Below are 17,189 nucleotides of genomic sequence, written 5' to 3'. Positions count from 1 at the left end.
CGATCAGTGCCCTCCCGCTTTGGACAGGGCCATGGTCCAGAAGGGGTTGGCGAAGATCAGGATCATGGAGGTCACGAAACAGTAGATGGCCACCGACTCGATCATGGCAAGGCCGACGAAAAGCGTGCGGGTGATGCTCGAGGAAGCGTCGGGCTGCTGGGCGAGCGCCTCGAGGGCGCTGGCCACTGCCCGGCCTTCGCCGAGGGCGGGGCCGATCGAGCCGACGGCGATGGTGATGCCGGCGGTGAAGATCGAGACGGCGGCGACGATGGTAAGGATATCCATATGGCTGTGCTCCGTTTTGTTGCGGTAAAGGAAATCACTCCTTCCGGGCCCTGGTGGCCGCGGAAATGTAGACGGTCGCAAGGATGCTGAAGATGTAGGCCTGCACCATGCCGGTCAGGAGGCCGAGGACGCTCATGAGTACCGGAAAGACGAACGGCGTGACGGTCAGCAGGATGGCCAGGATCATGCTGCCGCTCATGATGTTGCCGAAAAGCCTCACGGCAAGCGCGAGCGTGCGTGAGAGTTCGCTGATGATATTGAAGGGCAGCATGATGGGGGTCGGCTTCACGTAGGTGGAGAGGTATCCCCCGAGGCCGCTTTCGGCAATACCGAAAAGCGGGACGGCGACGAAGACCGACATGGCCAGTGCTGCCGTCGTCGACAGCGACCCGGTCGGAGGCTCATAGCCCGGAATGATGGTGCAGAGGTTGCTGAACGCGATGAAGATGAAGAGCGTTCCGAGGTACGGCAGGTACTGCATCGAGCGGCGGAGCCCCACCTCCTCGATCTGGCGGCGGGCCATGCCGACAATGATTTCCAGGACGTTCTGCCAGCGTGGCCGGTGCATCCCGTTCGACAGCCGGCGTGATGCGAACGCCGATCCCCCGACAAGGACCAGCATGAGGGCCCATGTGGTTGCGATCGTAAGGTTGAGTTTCACGAACCCGTGCTGCCAGATGATGATCTCATCTCCTGAAAGGTGCATGGCTATCCCTCCTTTGCCTGGCCCTCATAGGGCGGCGATTTACGGCTGAGAACTGCCGCCAGGACCTTTGCTGCGGTAAAACCGAGCAGCGCGGCAAGGAACCCCCGCCAGTCATTTCCGGCCAGCCACCAGAAACCGGCCAGCACGAGCATGGTGCGCAGGAGCGAGCTGAGCCCGAACCAGAGCCACGGCCTGGGAGAGGCGAGCCCCCTGCGGACGGTAAGCCACAGCCCGCCGAAGAACAGTGAGCCGAGCAGCAGCCCCCCGAGAAGGTCCGGCAGGAGACCCATCAGCATCTCACTCGTCATCACGCTCCTCCCTCTCCATCTCTTTTTTCTCCTCGAGCATCCATCGCACCGCATTCCAGCATCCCACCGCCAGCCCTGCGACGAGCAGCATCAGCGCCCATGATCGCCCGGAAGGATAGCGGCTGTCGATCCACAGGCCGATCGCCACGCCGGCCAGCGTCGGTATGACGATCGACCAGCCGATGAGGCCGAAGAGCGAGAAGCCGAACCAGATGTTGCGGATGGTGCGTTTCCGGGCCTTCAGCTTCCGCTGCTCGCTGCTTCCCACCCGTTTTGAAAGCGGCCCTTTCTCTTCGGGACGTTCAGTCATGGTAGAATTCAACATAGCGTCGGATGAAACTGCTTTCAAGCCTGGCAAGAGCCGAATGCATGGTGCGTTCATGTTCGTCAAGCTCCAGGAAGTCCTCCTTTACGGCCTTTTCGAGGGCCCCGAGCTCGACACCGCCCACCGCCTGGCGGACGGAAACGACGACGTCGGACCCTTTCTTGACGAGGATTCCGCAATCGACGGCGACGAACGAGACACCCGACTCCAGGGTTTCGTATTCAAGGATTCCCGGCACGAGCGAGGCGACGCAGTCGCGCCTTCCGGGGAGAAACCCCCATGAGCCGCAGTTGGTTTCCGCGACGATTCGCGTGACCTTTTCCGTCACGGAAAAGACGCCAAATGGAAGCAGGAGCTCAAGGCGCATGGACGGCGTTGTTTTTACGTGCTTCGGCGACTGTGCCGATCATGTAGAGCGAGCTTTCCGGATAGTCGGCGAATTCATCCCGCAGGATGCGCTCGCATCCGTCTATCGTATCGTTGAGCGACACCATCCGGCCTTCGATCCCGGTGAACTGCTCCGTCGTGAAAAACGGCTGGGTAAGGAATCGTTCAAGCCGGCGGGCCCGGGCCACCAGCTTGCGGTCTTCGGCGGAGAGCTGTTCGAGGCCGAGCATGGCGATGATGTCCTTCAATTCGGAGTACTGGGCCAGTACGCGGCGTATCTGGCGCGAGAGGTCGTAGTGGCGGCGGCCGATGATCGACGGGGCCGTCATTTTCGAACCCGACTGCAGCGGATCGATTGCCGGGAAAAACCCCTCTCCTGCCCGCTTGCGCGAAAGGGTCAGCGATGCAGACAGGTGGGAGAATGTATGGACCGCGGCAGGGTCGGTGAAGTCGTCTGCGGGCACATAGACCGCCTGGATGGAGGTGATGGCTCCGGTACCGGTATTGGCGATGCGCTCTTCGAGCTGCGAGAGCTCCGTGCCCATGGTCGGCTGGTAGCCGAGGCGCGAGGGCATCTGGCCCATCATGCCGGAGATTTCGCTCCCGGCCTGGATGAAGCGGAAGATGTTGTCGATGAGGAGCAGCACGTCCTCGTGCTGGTCGTCGCGGAAGTACTCGGCCATGGTGAGCGCGGCAAGCCCGACACGGAACCGGCTCCCGGGCGGCTCGTTCATCTGGCCGAAGACCATCACCATGGAGTCGAGAACCCCGGCGTCGCGCATGTCGCGGTAGAGCTCCTCCCCTTCCCGACATCGCTCTCCGATGCCGCAGAAGATGCTCACGCCGTGGTGACGGTGCACCATGTTGTGGATCATTTCGGTAAGCAGCACGGTCTTGCCGACTCCGGCCCCGCCGAAGAGGCCGGCCTTGCCGCCCCTCTCGAGCGGCGAGAGCAGGTCGATGATCTTGATGCCGGTCTCGAACACCTCCGAGCGGGTCGAGCGCCTTCCGAGCGGAGGCGGCATGCGGTGGACCCCTCTCCACTCGACATCTGGCGGTGGGGCACCTCGATCGATCGGTCGGCCGAAAACATCGAACATGCGCGAAAGGATCTGCTTGCCGACAGGGGCCCTGAGCGGCATGCCCGTATCGAGGACGGCCATGGCACGGCAGAGCCCTTCCGTACCGGTCAGCGCGATGCCGCGAATGTGGCGGTCGTCGAGCTGGGTCAGCACTTCGATTTTGACTTCCCGGTCTTTTCCGGTCTCCAGAATGGTGTGGATGGGTGGCAGATGGCGCTCGAAACGAACGTCAACGACGCTTCCGCGGATCCTGGCAACCCTGCCGTAACGCTGGTGATGGTCCGCTGTATCCATGGCGACGTGATGCTTGATGACGAGGGACTGTACGTATCCTCTGCAAAATCAGCTCTCTGTTACAACAAGCATTCTTTCAGCGGTTTCGTTCACCCCGGCCGGACAAAAAAAAGAGAGCGGGACCCGAAAGTCCCGCTCTCCCTGTCTGTATGACCGAGTGCCGAAGCTTACTTCTTCTCGGGCACTTCGCGCTCTTCCTTGACGGCGTAGTTGATCAGATAGTCGTAGAGCCTGATGAGCTTCGAGTTCTGCGAATTCTGGTCGATCCAGTGGCCGATCATTCCGATGGTGCGGGCCAGAACGAAGAATCCGTTCAGGGAGTGCTCCGGGAAGTTCAGGTCGACCAGGATACAGCCGATGGTGCCGTCGACGTTGAGGATCAGGTTGTCCTTCTTCGAAGTCGTCACCTTCTCGACCTCGAGCGCGTAGTCGAGAATCGGCGTGTGCAGCGACGTGTGGTTCTTCACGTAGTCGACGAGGTAGCGGACGCGCTTGTCGGGGTTCTTGAGGCTTTTCACCCTGTGGCCGATGCCGGGAACCGGTCCGACGTTCTGCTTCATCCAGGCCAGGAAGCCGGGAATGTCGTTCGGATACTCCTTGACGCCGTAGGCGAAGTACTTGCCGGCGTTGGTCACCGCACCGCCGAAGCGGGGGCCGATCATGGTCATGCCGGCGGAGACGGCCTGCGGCATGTCGATGCCGGCGCAGGCGGCCAGGATCGAACCGTAGGCGCCCGATACTGCCGGGCCGTGGTCGGCAGAGATCATCACGATGCGCTTCATGATCTCGGCTTCCTCGCGGGTCGGAAGCTTCTTGTTCCAGAGCAGGCCGAGGACGTCCTCGATGCCGTAGCCCTTCTCGCAGAGTTCGGAAGCGGCATAACCGGCATAACGGGGCTCTTCGCCGCGGTCGTCGGAGATGGTGGTGCGGATGAGCGGCTCGACGATGACGTCGCCCTGCTTCATCACTTCCTGCACCCTCGGCGGCAGCTCGGGGAGCACGGCCTCGTCGACCTCGATGTCCTGCTTGATGGCGCCTTCGGCGATCAGTTCGTTGTAGACCTGCTTGATGGCCTTCGACAGTCCGCCGAAGGTGTCGGGAACGACGGCGCCGGCTTCACGCAGCGAGTTGATCTTGGAGCGGGCCGAACCGAGGCCCTTCTTGCCTTCCTTCGCACCGGCGTGGCCGAACTTCATGCCCTGCGGGAGCACTTCCTGGCAGGTTCCGCCGATGGCGGCGACGAGACGGATGCGGCGCTTCTTGGCACCGAACCATTCGGCAGCCTCCTCCTCGAGGGTTCCGCCGACCTCGCCCACCATGACCACGGCCTTGGTGGCGGGGTCGTTCTCGAACATCTCGAGGTAGGTGACGAAATCGGTACCCGGGTAGCTGTCGCCGCCGATGGCCACGGCGGAGGTGACGCCGTTGCCGTTCTGGGCGCAGAGCCACATGGTCTCGTTGGAAAGGCCGCCCGACTTGGTCAGCACGCCGAACGAACCCTGGCGGTAGAGGTTGCAGAGCTTGAGGTTCTTGTACTCGCCGCCGATGACGCCGAGACGGCACTCGCCGGCCGACATGATGCCGATCGAGGAGGGGCCGTTGAGGAGCTTGCCCTTCTGGCGTGCGAGCTTGCCGAGACGCTTTGCGTCCTTTTCAGGCACGCCTTCGGTGATCATCGAGACCAGCGTGATGCCTTCGCTCTCGAGGCACTCGACGGCAGCCTGGGTGGCTCGCGATGCGCCGAGGTAGATGAGGGCGGTGTTGATCTGGGGGTTCTCGGCAAGAGCCTGCTTGAGGCTGGAGTACACCGAGATGTTGTTGAGTTCGCCGCCGCGGTAGATCTCCTTCTGCTGGCCGGCTTCGGGCGGATAGACGAAGGCCTGGATGGAGAGCGGGCGGTTGATGAGGAAGTCGAACTGGGCCATCCTCTTGGCGGCATTCACACCGGCGACGCCGCCGATGATGACAACCCGGGTGTCTTTATTTGCGATTATGCTCACGATACGTTCAGTTTTATGAAGTTGGAAGTTTTCTCTGTCTCTTGCCTCTGTGACTGCCGGCTTACGATTTGAGCGCAAGGTCGACGATGTCGGTCATCGGCATGGTGCGGTCGTAGACATGGATGTCGAACCCTTCGTCTTCGAGCTTCTTGATGGCAGCCAGACCCTGGTTCTCGTTCGGTCCGCCGCGGCGCACCCAGATCTTCACTCCATCCAGGTAACCCTTCGCCTTGCTGGCGCGGAACCCGTTGATGATGCCGCTGAAGGTGGCCTTCACGTCGGTGAAGTTGGCGATGGCGCCGCCGACGATGATGTGCTTGATGTTCGGGAGCTGGCAGATGGTCTCGGTCAGCGCCTCGACAGCCCAGTCGGCCGGGTCGCCGGAGTATTCGGCATAGTTGGCGATGGTGCCGCCGCGTGCGACGACCGCATCGGAATAGAAGACGGAAGCGCCGCCGCCTGCGGTGAGGAGCGCGATCTCGCCGCCGGGAACCTCGACGAATTTCACCGAACCCTTGATGCGGGCATCGATCTCCATGATCTGCTGCTCAGCCTCGGTGAAGGGGCGGCCGATCTCGGAGACGGGCTTGAAGTCCCAGTCGGCATGGCGGAAACGGGCGTCCCAGTCGACGTTCATGACCGCGTCGAGCGCTGCGAAGCGCATGTCGCTCTTGCGGATGACGAGCGGGTTGATTTCGATGGACTGCGCATCCTCGTTGTCGAAGCAGAGGATGAGGCGGGAAGCGATCTTGCCGACGCGCTCGGCGACTTCGCCGACGAACCCGGCCTCTTTGGCCGTTTCGGTGAGCTTCTCGATCGAAGGGGTCTCGTCGAGGGGGATGAAGAGCCTCTTGACGCTGTCCCAGTTGTCTTCGATATCGACGCCGCCCTTGTTGGAAAGAAGGAGCTCGGCACCGTCACGGTTGCCGGCGATGGAAACGTAATATTCTTCATCGTGCTCGAGCATCTCGGCGACGATGACCTGACGGATGACTGAGGTACCGATCTCGCGGCCGATCATCTCTTTGGCTGCCTGGTAGGCCTCTTCAAGGTTCAGACCGATTTTGACGAGTCCGAGCTTGAACCGACCGCCGATGGCTTCGTGCGCTTTGACGACGAGTTTCGAATCTCTGAGCCATTTGTTAGCTTCTCCGAGCTGAGTAAGGCGTTCGGGATCCATGATCACAACATAGTTCGGCACCGGGATGCCCCACTTGTTGAACAGTTTCATGGCAGGCCCTTCAAGTATCTTAGCCATTCTATCAGAATTTTGTGTGTTAGTGGGTATGGGAATGCAACAAAATGCGCAAGATTTAAAGTTAACTATATTTTTATTCGATACAATAGTCCCTGAAGTGTTAAATAGGGATAACCCGTAAAAAAACATCACCGATGAACGGCTTTACCGACTGGTGGCAGCACCTTCCCTCACAAATGGACCCGGTCATCTTCACGCTCGGTCCCCTGGCCGTCAGGTGGTACGGAACGATGTACATCGTCGCATTCGCCATCGTCTGGCTGCTTACCCGATACCGGCTCAACACCGAACAGCTGCAGTTCGACCGGACGTTCGTCGGCGACGCCCTGACCTGGGTGATGGCGGGCGTGCTTCTCGGCGGCAGGACCGGCTACCTCCTTTTCTACGGGATGGCGGACCTCCTGGCCGATCCTCTCGGCACCCTGTTCCCGTGGACGGCCGCCGGTGAGGGATGTGCGTTCAGGGGGATATCCGGCATGTCCTACCATGGAGGGGTTCTCGGCGTGGTCCTGGCGCTCTGGGTCTTTACCCGCAGCCGCCGCAAGGGGTTCCTCGAGACCGTCGACCTGTTCATTCCCGCCGTGCCGCTCGGCTACATGTTCGGCCGCCTCGGCAACTTCATCAACGGCGAGCTCTACGGCCGCGTCACCGATGCCGCCGTCGGCATGTACTTCCCGCTCGCACCCGGCTGGCAGCTCCGCCACCCCTCGCAGCTCTATGAGGCATTCTTCGAGGGCATCGTGCTGTTCCTGATCCTCTGGACCCTCAGGAAGCACTCCCCGTTCCAGGGATACCTTTCTGCGGTCTACCTGTTCGGATACGGATTCTTCCGTTTCTTCATCGAGTATTTCCGCGAGCCCGACGAGCAGCTCGGCTTCGTCCTCCTGAACCTCTCGATGGGCCAGCTGCTCTGCCTCGCCATGATGCTGGCGGCAGCACTGGTCTACCTGGCCGGCGCGAGAAGAGGAAGGGCGACCCCCGGCGCTTAGCGCCTCCCGGACCTGCTTTTTCAGTACCCTGCATCCTGCCGTCAACCAAACGAACGACCATATATGAAACGCGTATTCCTGTTTCTTCTGACCAACCTCGGCGTCATCCTGGTGCTCTCCTTCAGCGCCCGCCTGCTCGGCGTCGACCGCTTCCTGACCGCCAACGGACTCGATCTCGGCATGCTGCTGGCATTTGCCGCCCTGATCGGTTTCGGCGGCGCGTTCATCTCCCTATTGATGTCCAAAACCATGGCCAAATGGAGCACGGGGGCCCGTGTCATCGAGCGCCCCTCCGGCGAAGAGGAGTCATGGCTGCTGAACACCGTGCGGCAGCTCGCGAAAAAAGCCGAGCTCCCCATGCCGGAGGTGGCAATCTACGAAGGGGCGCCGAACGCCTTCGCCACCGGCCCCAGCCGCTCGAAGTCCCTTGTGGCCGTCTCGACCGGCCTTCTGCAGGGCATGGACCGCCGGCAGGTCGAGGCGGTGCTGGCCCATGAGGTCGCCCATGTCCAGAACGGCGACATGGTCACCCTCACCCTCATCCAGGGCGTCGTCAACACCTTCGTCATCTTCCTGGCCCGCGTTTTCGGCTACGCCGTCGACAGCTTCCTGCGCAGTGACGAAGAGGAGTCCTCCGGCCCCGGCATCGGCTACTGGATCGCCAGCATCGCCTTCGAGATCGTCTTCGGCATCCTGGCCAGCACCGTCGTCATGTACTTTTCGCGCAAGCGGGAATTCCGGGCCGATGCGGGGGCCGCATCGCTCATGGGGGACGGGCGGCCGATGATCGAGGCCCTGCGCTCACTCGGAGGACTCCAGGCCGGCGAGCTGCCCAAAGAGCTTGCGGCAAGCGGCATTTCCGGCGGCCGGATGATGGCGCTCTTCAGCAGCCATCCATCGATCGAATCGCGCATCGCCGCACTCGAGTCGAGAGTCCGCTGAGCCCCGGGGTGGCATAAATCGCCCCGTCCTGCAACAAGGACTTAAGCCCTGCGATCCGCAGGGCTTTTGTATTGGAAATCAGGCGAAGGGCGAAAGGAGCGGTCGGCCGCCTACTCCGGGCTCAGCAGGGGCTCCTCCCCGCTGCCGAAACAGCGCCGGCGGATGAGGAGCATCACGGCGACCGAGCTCACCGCCGTCGAGCCTACCAGCATCAGCATCACGACGATCTGGTAGCGGATGGCCACCTGCGGATCGGCGCCGGCCAGGATCTGGCCCGACATCATCCCCGGAATGAAGACCAGCCCCACCCCCATCATCGCGTTGATCGAAGGAATCATGCCGGCCTTGACGGCACCGCGGAAGATATCCGCGCTGGCTTCGCGGTAGTCCGCCCCCAGACAGAGCTTCATCTCCACCGTCTCGCGCTGCTGGCGGAGCTCCCGGAAGAAACGCTCGATCGAGATCGCCAGCGCCGACATCGAGTTGCCGATGACCATGCCGCCGGCGGGAATGAAGTAACGCGGCTCCCACCACGGCGCGCTGCCGATGATGAGAGCAGAGACGAACACCGCTGTGGTGAAGTAGCTCAGCAGCATGGTGATGAAGGTCGGCAGGAGGTACGGCACCTGCTTTTCGTTCACCCGTCCCTTGACGATGAAGACGGCGGAGGTGACCATGACGGCAAACACCCCGACGACCAGCCAGAAGCTGTCGGAATGGAGGATGTAGGTCAAAACGTAGCCCATGAGGAAGAGCTGCGCGAAGGTGCGCAGGGTGCCGACGGCGATGTCGCGGTGCAGCCCGAGCCTGAAGACGAAGGAGGAGAGCTGGGCCGTGAGGATGAAGACGAGCGCGAGCAGGAGCTGGCCCGTCGAGATGTCGATGATGGCGGAGGTCGTCATGGCTGCAGGCTGAGGGTGCGGTTCTCGATACGGTAGAGTGCGACCTGCGGCCCTTCTGGCCGATAGTCGCTGTGCGTTACGGTAAGGAGGGTTTTCCCCTTCTCCCTGTTGAGCCGCTCCATGATGGAGAAGACCATTGCGGCGCTTTCCGGATCGAGCGCGGAGGTCGGCTCGTCGAGGAGCAAGAGGTCCGGCTCGAGCAGAAGCGTACGCAGGAGGGCGACGCGCTGCTGTTGGCCGGTGGAGAGCTTCATGGCGGGACGGTCCAGTCCGATGCCGCCGAGATAGAACTCGTCGAGCATCCGCTCGAGTAGGGCCCGATCCGGAGCGGAGCGCCGGGCATTGGAGGCGAAGGCGAACGGAAGGAGGAGGTTCTCCTCGAGCGTGCCGTCCACCATCCTCGGAATCTGGGCCACATAGGCCACCCTGCTGCGCAGCGTCGCCGGCGGCATCTCCGAGACCGGCGTTCCGCGGTAGCGTATGATCCCGGAATCCGGGGCCGCCAGACGGCAGATGAGACGCAGGAGGCTCGACTTTCCGGATCCTGAGGGGCCTTTCAGAAGGATATGCTGCCCCTCCTCCACCGAGAGCGAAAGCTCCCGGAAGAGCGGCTCGGAAGCGCCCTCGTGGGTGAAGGTGAGATCGCGGATTTCAAGGATCGCAGCCATTCCTTACGTCCCTTTGCGGCCGTTGAGAAGAGAGCTGCCGATGAAAAGCCATCCGAACGCGGCGATCAGCGCAAGGGCAGCCGCCCAGACGGCGGGAGGAAATGATGCCCCGCCTTCGTACATGGTGTAGAGGCCGAACAGGAAGAAGATCACGGCGGCTCCTATGCCGACGGCCTTCTCGGGCAGCTGCTTGCCGAGCATGCGCCCGGCGACGATGGCCAGGGCGTCGGAAAGCACCATGCCGACGGTGGAACCGAGCCAGACGGGAACGAACGGAGCGGTTGCGGCCAGGGTCACGGTGGAGAGCATGGTCTTGTCGCCGAGTTCGGCCATGAAGAAGGTTGCGAACACCAGCCAGAACGGCCTGATGGTTCTTTTGCAGGAAGCGCCCTCCTCATCGTCGATACTGTCGCCCCTCAGCGTCCAGAATCCGAAGGCGACGAAGGCAAGGCCGGCTCCGAACCGGATCCAGTCGACCGGAAGCAGATCCCCCATGAACCAGCCGACGGCGGCGGAGAAGACATGGATCAGGAGGGTGGCCCAGAAGATCCCCCAGAGCACCGTCCAGGTGTTGTAGCAGGTGGCGAGCGTGAGGGCCACGAGCTGGGTCTTGTCACCGAGTTCGGCAAGGAAGATCATCACAAGCGAAAGCCAGAAAGCGTCCATCTTGGGGGGAATTGATGGGTTGGCGGAAAAAAATGCACCCGGCAAAATAACACAAACTCAAAGAAGTTATATTGGGCTGGAAACTCCAGCCAAACAAAAACTCATGCCGCCAGCGCCATGGACCCGCTCATCCGCACCGCAGAACCCCGGGACATCGAGGCCTGCAGCGAACTCCTCACCGAGCTCTTCTCCCTGGAGAAGGAGTTCGCAGCCGACACCCAAAAACAGCGCCGCGGCCTGGAGATGATCCTCGAGCGCCCGGAAAGCGGAAGGGTCTTCGTCGCCGAACTTGACGGATCGATCGCCGGCATGCTCATCCTGCTCTCTACCGTAAGCACCGTTCTCGGCCAAAAGGTTGCACTCCTCGAAGACATGGTGGTCGACCCCCGCTTCCGGCGCCGGGGAATCGGCTCCGCGCTCCTCGATCATGCGCTCGAAACCGCCGCCCGCGAGGACGTCGGGCGCATCACCCTCCTCACCGACGGCGACAACCTGGCGGCCCACGCCCTCTACCGCTCGAAAGGCTTCCTCCGCTCGTCGATGGCCGTGTTCCGCAAACTCGCCCCCCTGCCTTGCTGAACCACATCCCGACAACCATCCTTACCGGCTTTCTCGGCTCCGGAAAGACGACGGCCATCAACCACCTGCTCAGCCACAAGCCCGAAGGCGAGCGCTGGGGTGTCATCGTGAACGAATTCGGCCGCATCGGGGTGGACGGCTCGCTTGCCGCCGCCGGAAGAAACGCAACTGTCCGGGAGGTTCCGGGCGGATGCCTCTGCTGCACGGCCGGCATTGCCTTCGAAACCGCCCTCAACCGCCTCGTGCGGGACAGTCGCCCGCAGCGGATCCTGATCGAGCCGACCGGCATCGCCCATCCGCTGCAGGTGATCAGGACCCTCACGGAAGGGTTCTACCGCGACCTGCTCGACCTGCGGGCCGTACTCTGCCTCGTCGACGCCCGCAACCTCCGAAGCAAGCGCCATATGGCCCACCCGGCCTTCATCGACCAGCTGCGCCTTGCCGACGTGCTGCTCCAGTGCAAGCCGGACCTCTCGGAAGAGGCCGATCGGGAGGCACTCTTCGAGTTCGCTGCCGCAGCCGCTCCACCCAAGAGCGTCGTGCGGGAGGCTCCGTTCGGCCGTGTCGGCCTCGACCTGCTCGAGCTTCCGCGCATCCCCGGGCGCCAGGGCGAGCATCCGGAGGCCCATCGCCACACCCGTGGCTGCGCACCGGCACCCGCGCTTGAGGCGGGGCCCGGCCTCCCTGGCGGGTGGCTCTTGCTGGAAGGAGGCTCGGAGGGACTCCATACGGCCGGTTGGCGGATCGGGCGGGATTTCCTGTTCGAGGCCGGAGCGCTCGGGGAGCTCTTCGGATCCCTCCGTGTCCGGCGGGTGAAAGGCGTCATGCAGTGCCGTGAAGGGTGGCGTGCCTTCAACGGCGTATCGGGAGAACTCGCCATCACGGATGTTCCCCCTTCTGCATGCAGCCGCCTCGAGATCATCGACGACAGCAGGATTGCGGCCGCCGAACTCGAGCGCAGGCTGAAGGCCGCCATGGCGCGATGCTAGCTGCTCATGAGGTCGCGCGTGCGTTCTTCGGCAGATCTTGAGGCTTTCCTGGCGGGAAAGATGCTGACGAGAAGCGAAAGCGCGATCGAAGAGAGCCCCACCACGAGGAAATCCGACGGAACCATGTGGACCGGATACGCGTCGATGACGAAGGCGCTTTTCGATGGGAGCTGCACCAGGCCGAACCGCTCCTGGAGTGAAGAGATTACCCAGGCGAGCCCTGAGCCGATAAGGGCTCCGGCAATGCCGGTCAACGCTCCCTGAAGCATGAAGATGGCCTCGAGCCTGCCGCCCTCCATGCCGAGGCAGCGAAGCGAGAACAAATCCTCCTGCTTGTCGATGGCCGTCATGGCAAGCGCTCCGGTGAGGCTCAGCGAGGCGACGAGGACGATCAGCATCAGCACCCCGAAACTCACCCACTTCTCAAGCACCATGACGGCGAAGATGTCGCGGTAGCGGCTCTCGAGCGTGCGCAGGCGCATGGCGGAAGCATCGGGACGGCTCTCGAGCCAGACCGAAAGTTCCCGGTGGAGCCGTTCGTGCGGAACGCCCTCCTGCGCCCGAACGTCGATACCTGAACACTCCCCTTTTCCGATGAGGAGAACAGCGGAGGCCAGCTCCCTCGAAGCCACGACGTAGCGGTCGTCGAAGAGTTTCTGAAGGTTGAAGAAGGAGGCAACCGTCGGCTCGGGAATGCGCAGCGCCGCGAGAAGGTAGGGCTGTGAGAGCGAGTGCAGGCCGAGCGAAACCAGCTCCGGACTGAAGAGCCTCACCCTCTCGCCGGGCAGCACCCTCGTGCGGTAGGCGAGCAGCTCGCCGAGCGACACGCCGTTTTCAAAAAAGTACGGAACGCCGGCCCCGGTGATGTTGCGCAGGCGCTTTTCTGCCGAGGGGGTGATCCCCTTCACCCGCACCAGTTCACTTTGGCGGCCGACGGCCAGGATGGCGTCGCCCTCGCTGAAAGGCTCGGCCGACGCAACGGAGGGAAGGCGCAGGACGGAATCGAGCAGGCGCTCGTCGAAAGGCATCGTGCGCCCTTCGGCGGCGACGATCTGAACGGGGCTGTCGAGGGTGAGGAACATCTCTTCGGCCAGTTTCTGGAACCCGTTGAGGACACTCATCACCACCAGGAGCGTACTGACGCCGATGACGATGCCGGCTAGGCTGATGGCCGAAATGATGTTGATCACCCGGAAACGCTTGCGGGCGAAACTGAACCGGCCGGCGATCCAGAGCGCGGGCCGTGGCAGTGCGGGTCGTCGCTTCATCATGTTCCGAGGGCGGTGGCGGGCTTGAGGGAGGAGGCGATGCGGGCCGGAATGAACGCGAACAGCATCGTCACCGCCATGACGGCGAGCGATACCAGGAGGTAGTCCGACGGATCGAGCCGGAGCGGGACGTACTTGATGAAGTAGCTCTTTTCGGGCAGCGTGATGAGATGGAAACGGAGTTCGAAAAGCGTCAGCCCGAGCGCCAGGATGTTGCCGAGAAGAATGCCCCCGAAAGCGGTCAGGAAGGCCTGCGCCATGAACACCCGGCTGATGCGCCCGGGTTCGAGGCCGAGTGCGGAAAGCATGCCGATCTCCCGGGTTTTCTCGATGATCAGGACAAGGAGCGTCGAGATGATGTTGAAAACCGCCACGACCGTGATGGTGAGGATGAGCAGCGGCATGAGGTTCTGCTGGAGGCGGAGCCATTCGAAGAGGTTGGCGTAACGCTCGAAGACGCTGTAGCCGTAGAACGGATAGCCGAGCGCCGAGACGATCCTCGGCACGGTTTCCGCCAGCTCCCCGGGATGGCGCACCCTCGCTTCATAGCCGGTGACCATGCCGGGAGCGAACAAGGCCTGCATCGAATGGAGGTCGGCGATGAGCATGAAATCGTCGAATCCCTCCTGGAGTCCGGTATCGTAGACGCCACGGACGGTGCCCACCTCCAGCTCGAGCGAAGAGAGAAGCCCGACGAGGCCGTCCATCTCCCCGACCGAGGCGGATCCGTCGACGCCGGCAAGCAGCACCCGTGACCCGGGCTGCAGGCCGAGATTTCCGGCCAGGGTGCTGCCGACGTAGATTCCGATCGTCCCCTCCCCGACAGGGGCGTCCCGCCCTTCCCCCCGACGGTACCGGCCGAGGAAGCGCTCGAGCTCACCGCTCTCGACACCCTTCAGCATCACCGGGCTGCCCTTGCCCGCTGCTGAAGCGGAAGGTGGCTGGTAGCGGAGAATGAGGTTCTTTTCAAGGAAGGCTCCCCCGGACATGCTCTCGGGGTCGCGAAGTATGGCCTGCATATCCCCCCTTCGTTCCCTGAAGGGGCGGCTGTCGGGCTGGCGGAACTGCATGTGCGAGCTGAAACCGATCAGCTTCCCCTCGATGCTCGAGGAGAACCCTTTCACGACCGAGAGCGTGAGGATGAGGGCTGCGGTCCCGACCGCGATGCCGATGACGGCGATGAGGATGATGAAGGTCGGCCGTGTCGACGAGCGCTGCTTGAAGGCGAACCGACCGGCGATATAGAGCTCAGGCTTCATCGGCAGAGCCTGGCTGCAGGTTCAGGGAGCTGTAGGCGACGACGCTGTTCCGGCCCCGGTTCTTGGCCTCGTAGAGCGCACGGTCGGCGTTGTTGATGAGGGTGTACCAGTCGGGGGCGTCGTCGGGATAGCTCGCGATGCCGATGCTGACGGTCAGCTGCCCGGAGGGCTGGTGGTGCTCATGCGGTACCGGCGTCGCGCTGATGATCTTGCGGAGCCGTTCGGAGATCTCCAGCGCGGTCTCCTGGTCGGTTCGGGGGAAAAGGATGGCGAACTCCTCGCCGCCGAAACGCGAAGGGATGTCCGAGCTGCGGCTCTCCTCGCGGATGATTCCGGCGAGGATCTCCAGGACCTGGTCCCCGGCAATGTGGCCGTGGGCGTCGTTGTACTGCTTGAAATGGTCGATGTCGATCATGGCCAGCGAGACGCGCGAATGGAAGCGCTTGGCCCGCTCGACGTCGATGATGAGGTGTTCCTTGAAATGACGGTAGTTGTAGAGGCCGGTCTTTTCATCCTTGATGAAGATCTCGTCGAGCTTCTTGTTTTTCGCCTCGAGGTCACCGCAGAAGTTCATGATGGATTCGGTGATCTGGGTGATGTCCCGGGAATGGGCCGAGCTCGTCAGCTCTTTCTTCATCTCCTCGGCCGTATCGTGGATGCTTTCGGGAATGTCGCGGTTGACGAGCTTGAGCTGTTCGACGAGCTGGCCGAGCGGGATGAGCGTCAGGCGGTAGTTGTAGTGGAGCACCCAGCCGGCGACGATGTTGAGCGTGAGCAGCAGCGCCAGGATGAAAAAAAGGAAGAGGTGGTTGAACAGCACCAGGCGCTCCATCGACTCCCTCGCTTCGGCTTTCACCCGCTCGATTGCGGAATCGAGCTGGATGCCCACCAGTTCGCTGTTGGCTACCGTGGGCACGGGAATGACGGGAACATGCTTCAGGCAGGCCTCCTCCATCTGCCCGACCAGCCGGTCGTACATGAAGCGGAGGATCCGGTCCCGCTCCTCCGTCCGGAGCTGAAGGGAACGTTCCGCAGGGCCCGTTGCGGCCGTTTCGGGATGCTCCATGCCGGCGCCGCCGACCTTCGCCTTGAACTCCACAAGATTGAAATAGCACTCCTCCTTCTTTTCGACCTCGTCGAGAACGCGACTCTGGAAGAGGATGAATCCGGTGGTGCCGGCGATGACGACGAGGATGCCGATCACGCCGGCCAGGATGATGACGAGGAGCGGAGAGCGCTTCCTGTGGCTAAGCAGGTCTTTCATAAGGGGTCGGACGATGGTTGCGCCGAAAGAATGATGGTTCGCTCCAGCCGCCTCCAGGGAACGAGCGGGCCATGCTCGAGCGCTTTCTGGCCCTGGCCTGAGAACCATGAACCGAATCCCGCCGGAAGCGCATCGCCGGGTATGTATATATACCAAACCTCAACGACAAAGGGATAGCTTCCCTCAAGGATATTTTCGGCGTCCGGCATGCGGGGACCTCCCGTATCGCCATCAGCGGAAATGGGGAGCATGCGCACGCCGGAACCGACGAGCCCGGATTCTTTCGCCGAAAGGTAGGCCGAACGGAGCATGAGACCTGCCGCACCGGCGTCCGCCTCGATACGGCGAAGCAACGCGGCCCTGTCGGGCGCACCGTAAGCCCGGAGGCGCCAGCCGCCATGCGCTCCCCCGCCCTCGAGCAACGCGCGCATTACGACATCCCCTTCGGCTATCAGCGGAAGAACCCCGCTTCGTTCTCCACCGAAAAGGGCCTTCAGCTCGGAGACCGAGAGGCGGCGGAGAGGGCTATGGGCATTGACAAGACACACCACGGCGTCCCGGCCGACCGGTTCGACCCGGAACCGCGAGCCTTTCGTTTCCGGCGCCACATCGGGACGAAGCAGGGAAAGGGCGGCGTCGCACTCCCCTCTTGCGAGCATGGCGGGCGCCGAAAGACTCTCTGCCGTGACTACGCTGGCCCGGGCTTCGGGATAATAGCGGCTGAAGAGCCCTGCCTCGGTTGCCGCAGGGCCTTCGTATCCGGGGTCCACGGCCAGGCGCATCACGCCGCGGGTCGGACTTTCGGGCGAATGCCGCTCCCCGGAGCAGGCGGAGAGGAGGAGTGCCAGGGGAAGGAGGAAGAGGGGAAGTGAGCGTAACGGATGCATGGTTATCCACAACGACGGTTCAGGGATACGGCAGCGGTACCGGCCGACTGTGGTAAGATACTGAGAAAAAGCCTCTTGCCATAAAAATCGACGGGAGATGCAGGCGGATTGGAAAAATGCGGAACAGGGTT

The 17,189-nt window shown here is 62.7% G+C and carries 19 protein-coding genes; 4 read left to right on the top strand and 15 right to left on the bottom strand.

The features are described from left to right. Nucleotides 1–3 precede the first annotated feature (3 nt). The 8 genes from E0L29_RS07605 to E0L29_RS07570 all read right to left on the bottom strand — a co-directional run bounded on the left by E0L29_RS07605 (nt 4) and on the right by E0L29_RS07570 (nt 6,645). Nucleotides 4–285 (bottom strand): F0F1 ATP synthase subunit C, encoded by a 282-nt coding sequence (locus E0L29_RS07605; protein WP_011357802.1) that lies wholly within the window; start codon nt 283–285, stop codon nt 4–6. Between the two features lie 34 nt (nt 286–319). Next, nucleotides 320–991 (bottom strand): F0F1 ATP synthase subunit A, encoded by a 672-nt coding sequence (locus E0L29_RS07600; protein WP_011357801.1) that lies wholly within the window; start codon nt 989–991, stop codon nt 320–322. Nucleotides 992–993: 2 nt separating this feature from the next. Next, entirely contained in the window at nt 994–1,299 is a 306-nt protein-coding gene (locus tag E0L29_RS07595; RefSeq protein WP_011357800.1) for an ATP synthase subunit I, read from the bottom strand. Beyond that, complete coding sequence (locus E0L29_RS07590; RefSeq protein ID WP_011357799.1) at nt 1,289–1,609, bottom strand: AtpZ/AtpI family protein; 321 nt, start codon at nt 1,607–1,609, stop codon at nt 1,289–1,291. The genes E0L29_RS07595 and E0L29_RS07590 overlap by 11 nt, the downstream gene beginning before the upstream one ends. Further along, nucleotides 1,602–1,991, bottom strand: coding sequence for a F0F1 ATP synthase subunit epsilon (locus tag E0L29_RS07585; protein WP_011357798.1), 390 nt, complete (start codon nt 1,989–1,991; stop codon nt 1,602–1,604). Before E0L29_RS07585 ends, E0L29_RS07590 begins: the two co-directional genes overlap by 8 nt. Continuing rightward, entirely contained in the window at nt 1,981–3,387 is a 1,407-nt protein-coding gene (atpD, locus tag E0L29_RS07580; protein WP_011357797.1) for a F0F1 ATP synthase subunit beta, read from the bottom strand. The genes E0L29_RS07585 and atpD overlap by 11 nt, the downstream gene beginning before the upstream one ends. Before the next feature lie 167 nt (nt 3,388–3,554). Then, entirely contained in the window at nt 3,555–5,387 is a 1,833-nt protein-coding gene (locus tag E0L29_RS07575) for a citrate/2-methylcitrate synthase (RefSeq protein ID WP_131357203.1), read from the bottom strand. Between the two features lie 61 nt (nt 5,388–5,448). Further along, nucleotides 5,449–6,645, bottom strand: coding sequence for an ATP citrate lyase citrate-binding domain-containing protein (locus E0L29_RS07570; protein ID WP_131357200.1), 1,197 nt, complete (start codon nt 6,643–6,645; stop codon nt 5,449–5,451). A 134-nt stretch (nt 6,646–6,779) separates the two neighbouring features. Here E0L29_RS07570 and lgt point away from each other — a divergent pair, with 134 nt between their 5' ends. Next, nucleotides 6,780–7,634: a prolipoprotein diacylglyceryl transferase gene (gene lgt / locus E0L29_RS07565; protein WP_131357195.1), complete on the top strand. Its 855-nt coding sequence runs from the start codon at nt 6,780–6,782 to the stop codon at nt 7,632–7,634. 63 nt (nt 7,635–7,697) lie between these two features. Further along, a complete protein-coding gene (gene htpX, locus E0L29_RS07560; protein ID WP_131357192.1) occupies nt 7,698–8,576 on the top strand; it encodes a protease HtpX in 879 nt (292 codons plus the stop codon). Nucleotides 8,577–8,686: 110 nt separating this feature from the next. Here the strand turns inward: htpX and fetB are convergent, their stop codons facing one another. The 3 genes from fetB to E0L29_RS07545 are packed head-to-tail and all read right to left on the bottom strand — an operon-like array spanning nt 8,687 to nt 10,812. Further along, nucleotides 8,687–9,478 carry an iron export ABC transporter permease subunit FetB gene (fetB, locus tag E0L29_RS07555; RefSeq protein WP_131357189.1) on the bottom strand — a complete coding sequence of 264 codons (792 nt, stop codon included), beginning with the start codon at nt 9,476–9,478 and terminating at the stop codon, nt 8,687–8,689. Next, entirely contained in the window at nt 9,475–10,146 is a 672-nt protein-coding gene (locus E0L29_RS07550) for an ATP-binding cassette domain-containing protein (RefSeq protein WP_131357186.1), read from the bottom strand. The genes fetB and E0L29_RS07550 overlap by 4 nt, the downstream gene beginning before the upstream one ends. 3 nt (nt 10,147–10,149) lie before the next feature. Beyond that, nucleotides 10,150–10,812, bottom strand: a complete 663-nt coding sequence (locus E0L29_RS07545) for a TMEM165/GDT1 family protein (RefSeq protein ID WP_131357183.1) — start codon at nt 10,810–10,812, stop codon at nt 10,150–10,152. Between the two features lie 117 nt (nt 10,813–10,929). Between E0L29_RS07545 and E0L29_RS07540 the strand changes: the two genes are divergently transcribed. Next, a complete protein-coding gene (locus E0L29_RS07540) occupies nt 10,930–11,391 on the top strand; it encodes a GNAT family N-acetyltransferase (protein ID WP_131357181.1) in 462 nt (153 codons plus the stop codon). Further along, the gene (locus E0L29_RS07535) at nt 11,385–12,380 is read left to right on the top strand and encodes a GTP-binding protein (RefSeq protein WP_131357177.1); all 996 of its coding nucleotides are present in this window, start codon (nt 11,385–11,387) and stop codon (nt 12,378–12,380) included. The genes E0L29_RS07540 and E0L29_RS07535 overlap by 7 nt, the downstream gene beginning before the upstream one ends. On the opposite strand, the gene E0L29_RS07530 is transcribed toward E0L29_RS07535, so the two are convergent. The 4 genes from E0L29_RS07530 to E0L29_RS07515 are packed head-to-tail and all read right to left on the bottom strand — an operon-like array spanning nt 12,377 to nt 17,058. Beyond that, nucleotides 12,377–13,651: an ABC transporter permease gene (locus E0L29_RS07530; RefSeq protein WP_242664318.1), complete on the bottom strand. Its 1,275-nt coding sequence runs from the start codon at nt 13,649–13,651 to the stop codon at nt 12,377–12,379. The two genes, E0L29_RS07535 and E0L29_RS07530, sit on opposite strands and share 4 nt — an antisense overlap. After that, complete coding sequence (locus tag E0L29_RS07525; RefSeq protein WP_131357174.1) at nt 13,648–14,907, bottom strand: FtsX-like permease family protein; 1,260 nt, start codon at nt 14,905–14,907, stop codon at nt 13,648–13,650. The genes E0L29_RS07530 and E0L29_RS07525 overlap by 4 nt, the downstream gene beginning before the upstream one ends. Then, a complete protein-coding gene (locus tag E0L29_RS07520; RefSeq protein WP_131357171.1) occupies nt 14,897–16,171 on the bottom strand; it encodes a GGDEF domain-containing protein in 1,275 nt (424 codons plus the stop codon). Before E0L29_RS07520 ends, E0L29_RS07525 begins: the two co-directional genes overlap by 11 nt. Further along, entirely contained in the window at nt 16,168–17,058 is an 891-nt protein-coding gene (locus E0L29_RS07515) for a substrate-binding domain-containing protein (protein WP_131357168.1), read from the bottom strand. The genes E0L29_RS07520 and E0L29_RS07515 overlap by 4 nt, the downstream gene beginning before the upstream one ends. Nucleotides 17,059–17,189 lie beyond the last annotated feature (131 nt).

Origin of the sequence: Chlorobium sp. N1, from assembly GCF_004332115.1 — a bacterium.
GTDB lineage: Bacteria > Bacteroidota > Chlorobiia > Chlorobiales > Chlorobiaceae > Chlorobium.
This window is presented reverse-complemented; position numbering and strand designations above follow the sequence as displayed.

Bases quoted from the DNA above. Each gene is read 5' to 3' on its own strand.
- E0L29_RS07570 (WP_131357200.1), bottom strand. From the start codon at position 6,645: ATGGCTAAGATACTTGAAGGGCCTGCCATGAAACTGTTCAACAAGTGG.
- atpD (WP_011357797.1), bottom strand. From the start codon at position 3,387: ATGGATACAGCGGACCATCACCAGCGTTACGGCAGGGTTGCCAGGATC.
- E0L29_RS07520 (WP_131357171.1), bottom strand. From the start codon at position 16,171: ATGAAAGACCTGCTTAGCCACAGGAAGCGCTCTCCGCTCCTCGTCATC.
- E0L29_RS07585 (WP_011357798.1), bottom strand. From the start codon at position 1,991: ATGCGCCTTGAGCTCCTGCTTCCATTTGGCGTCTTTTCCGTGACGGAA.
- E0L29_RS07590 (WP_011357799.1), bottom strand. From the start codon at position 1,609: ATGACTGAACGTCCCGAAGAGAAAGGGCCGCTTTCAAAACGGGTGGGA.
- E0L29_RS07515 (WP_131357168.1), bottom strand. From the start codon at position 17,058: ATGCATCCGTTACGCTCACTTCCCCTCTTCCTCCTTCCCCTGGCACTC.
- E0L29_RS07525 (WP_131357174.1), bottom strand. From the start codon at position 14,907: ATGAAGCCTGAGCTCTATATCGCCGGTCGGTTCGCCTTCAAGCAGCGC.
- E0L29_RS07605 (WP_011357802.1), bottom strand. From the start codon at position 285: ATGGATATCCTTACCATCGTCGCCGCCGTCTCGATCTTCACCGCCGGC.
- E0L29_RS07595 (WP_011357800.1), bottom strand. From the start codon at position 1,299: ATGACGAGTGAGATGCTGATGGGTCTCCTGCCGGACCTTCTCGGGGGG.
- E0L29_RS07600 (WP_011357801.1), bottom strand. From the start codon at position 991: ATGCACCTTTCAGGAGATGAGATCATCATCTGGCAGCACGGGTTCGTG.
- lgt (WP_131357195.1), top strand. From the start codon at position 6,780: ATGAACGGCTTTACCGACTGGTGGCAGCACCTTCCCTCACAAATGGAC.
- E0L29_RS07530 (WP_242664318.1), bottom strand. From the start codon at position 13,651: ATGATGAAGCGACGACCCGCACTGCCACGGCCCGCGCTCTGGATCGCC.
- E0L29_RS07545 (WP_131357183.1), bottom strand. From the start codon at position 10,812: ATGGACGCTTTCTGGCTTTCGCTTGTGATGATCTTCCTTGCCGAACTC.
- E0L29_RS07550 (WP_131357186.1), bottom strand. From the start codon at position 10,146: ATGGCTGCGATCCTTGAAATCCGCGATCTCACCTTCACCCACGAGGGC.
- htpX (WP_131357192.1), top strand. From the start codon at position 7,698: ATGAAACGCGTATTCCTGTTTCTTCTGACCAACCTCGGCGTCATCCTG.
- fetB (WP_131357189.1), bottom strand. From the start codon at position 9,478: ATGACGACCTCCGCCATCATCGACATCTCGACGGGCCAGCTCCTGCTC.
- E0L29_RS07540 (WP_131357181.1), top strand. From the start codon at position 10,930: ATGGACCCGCTCATCCGCACCGCAGAACCCCGGGACATCGAGGCCTGC.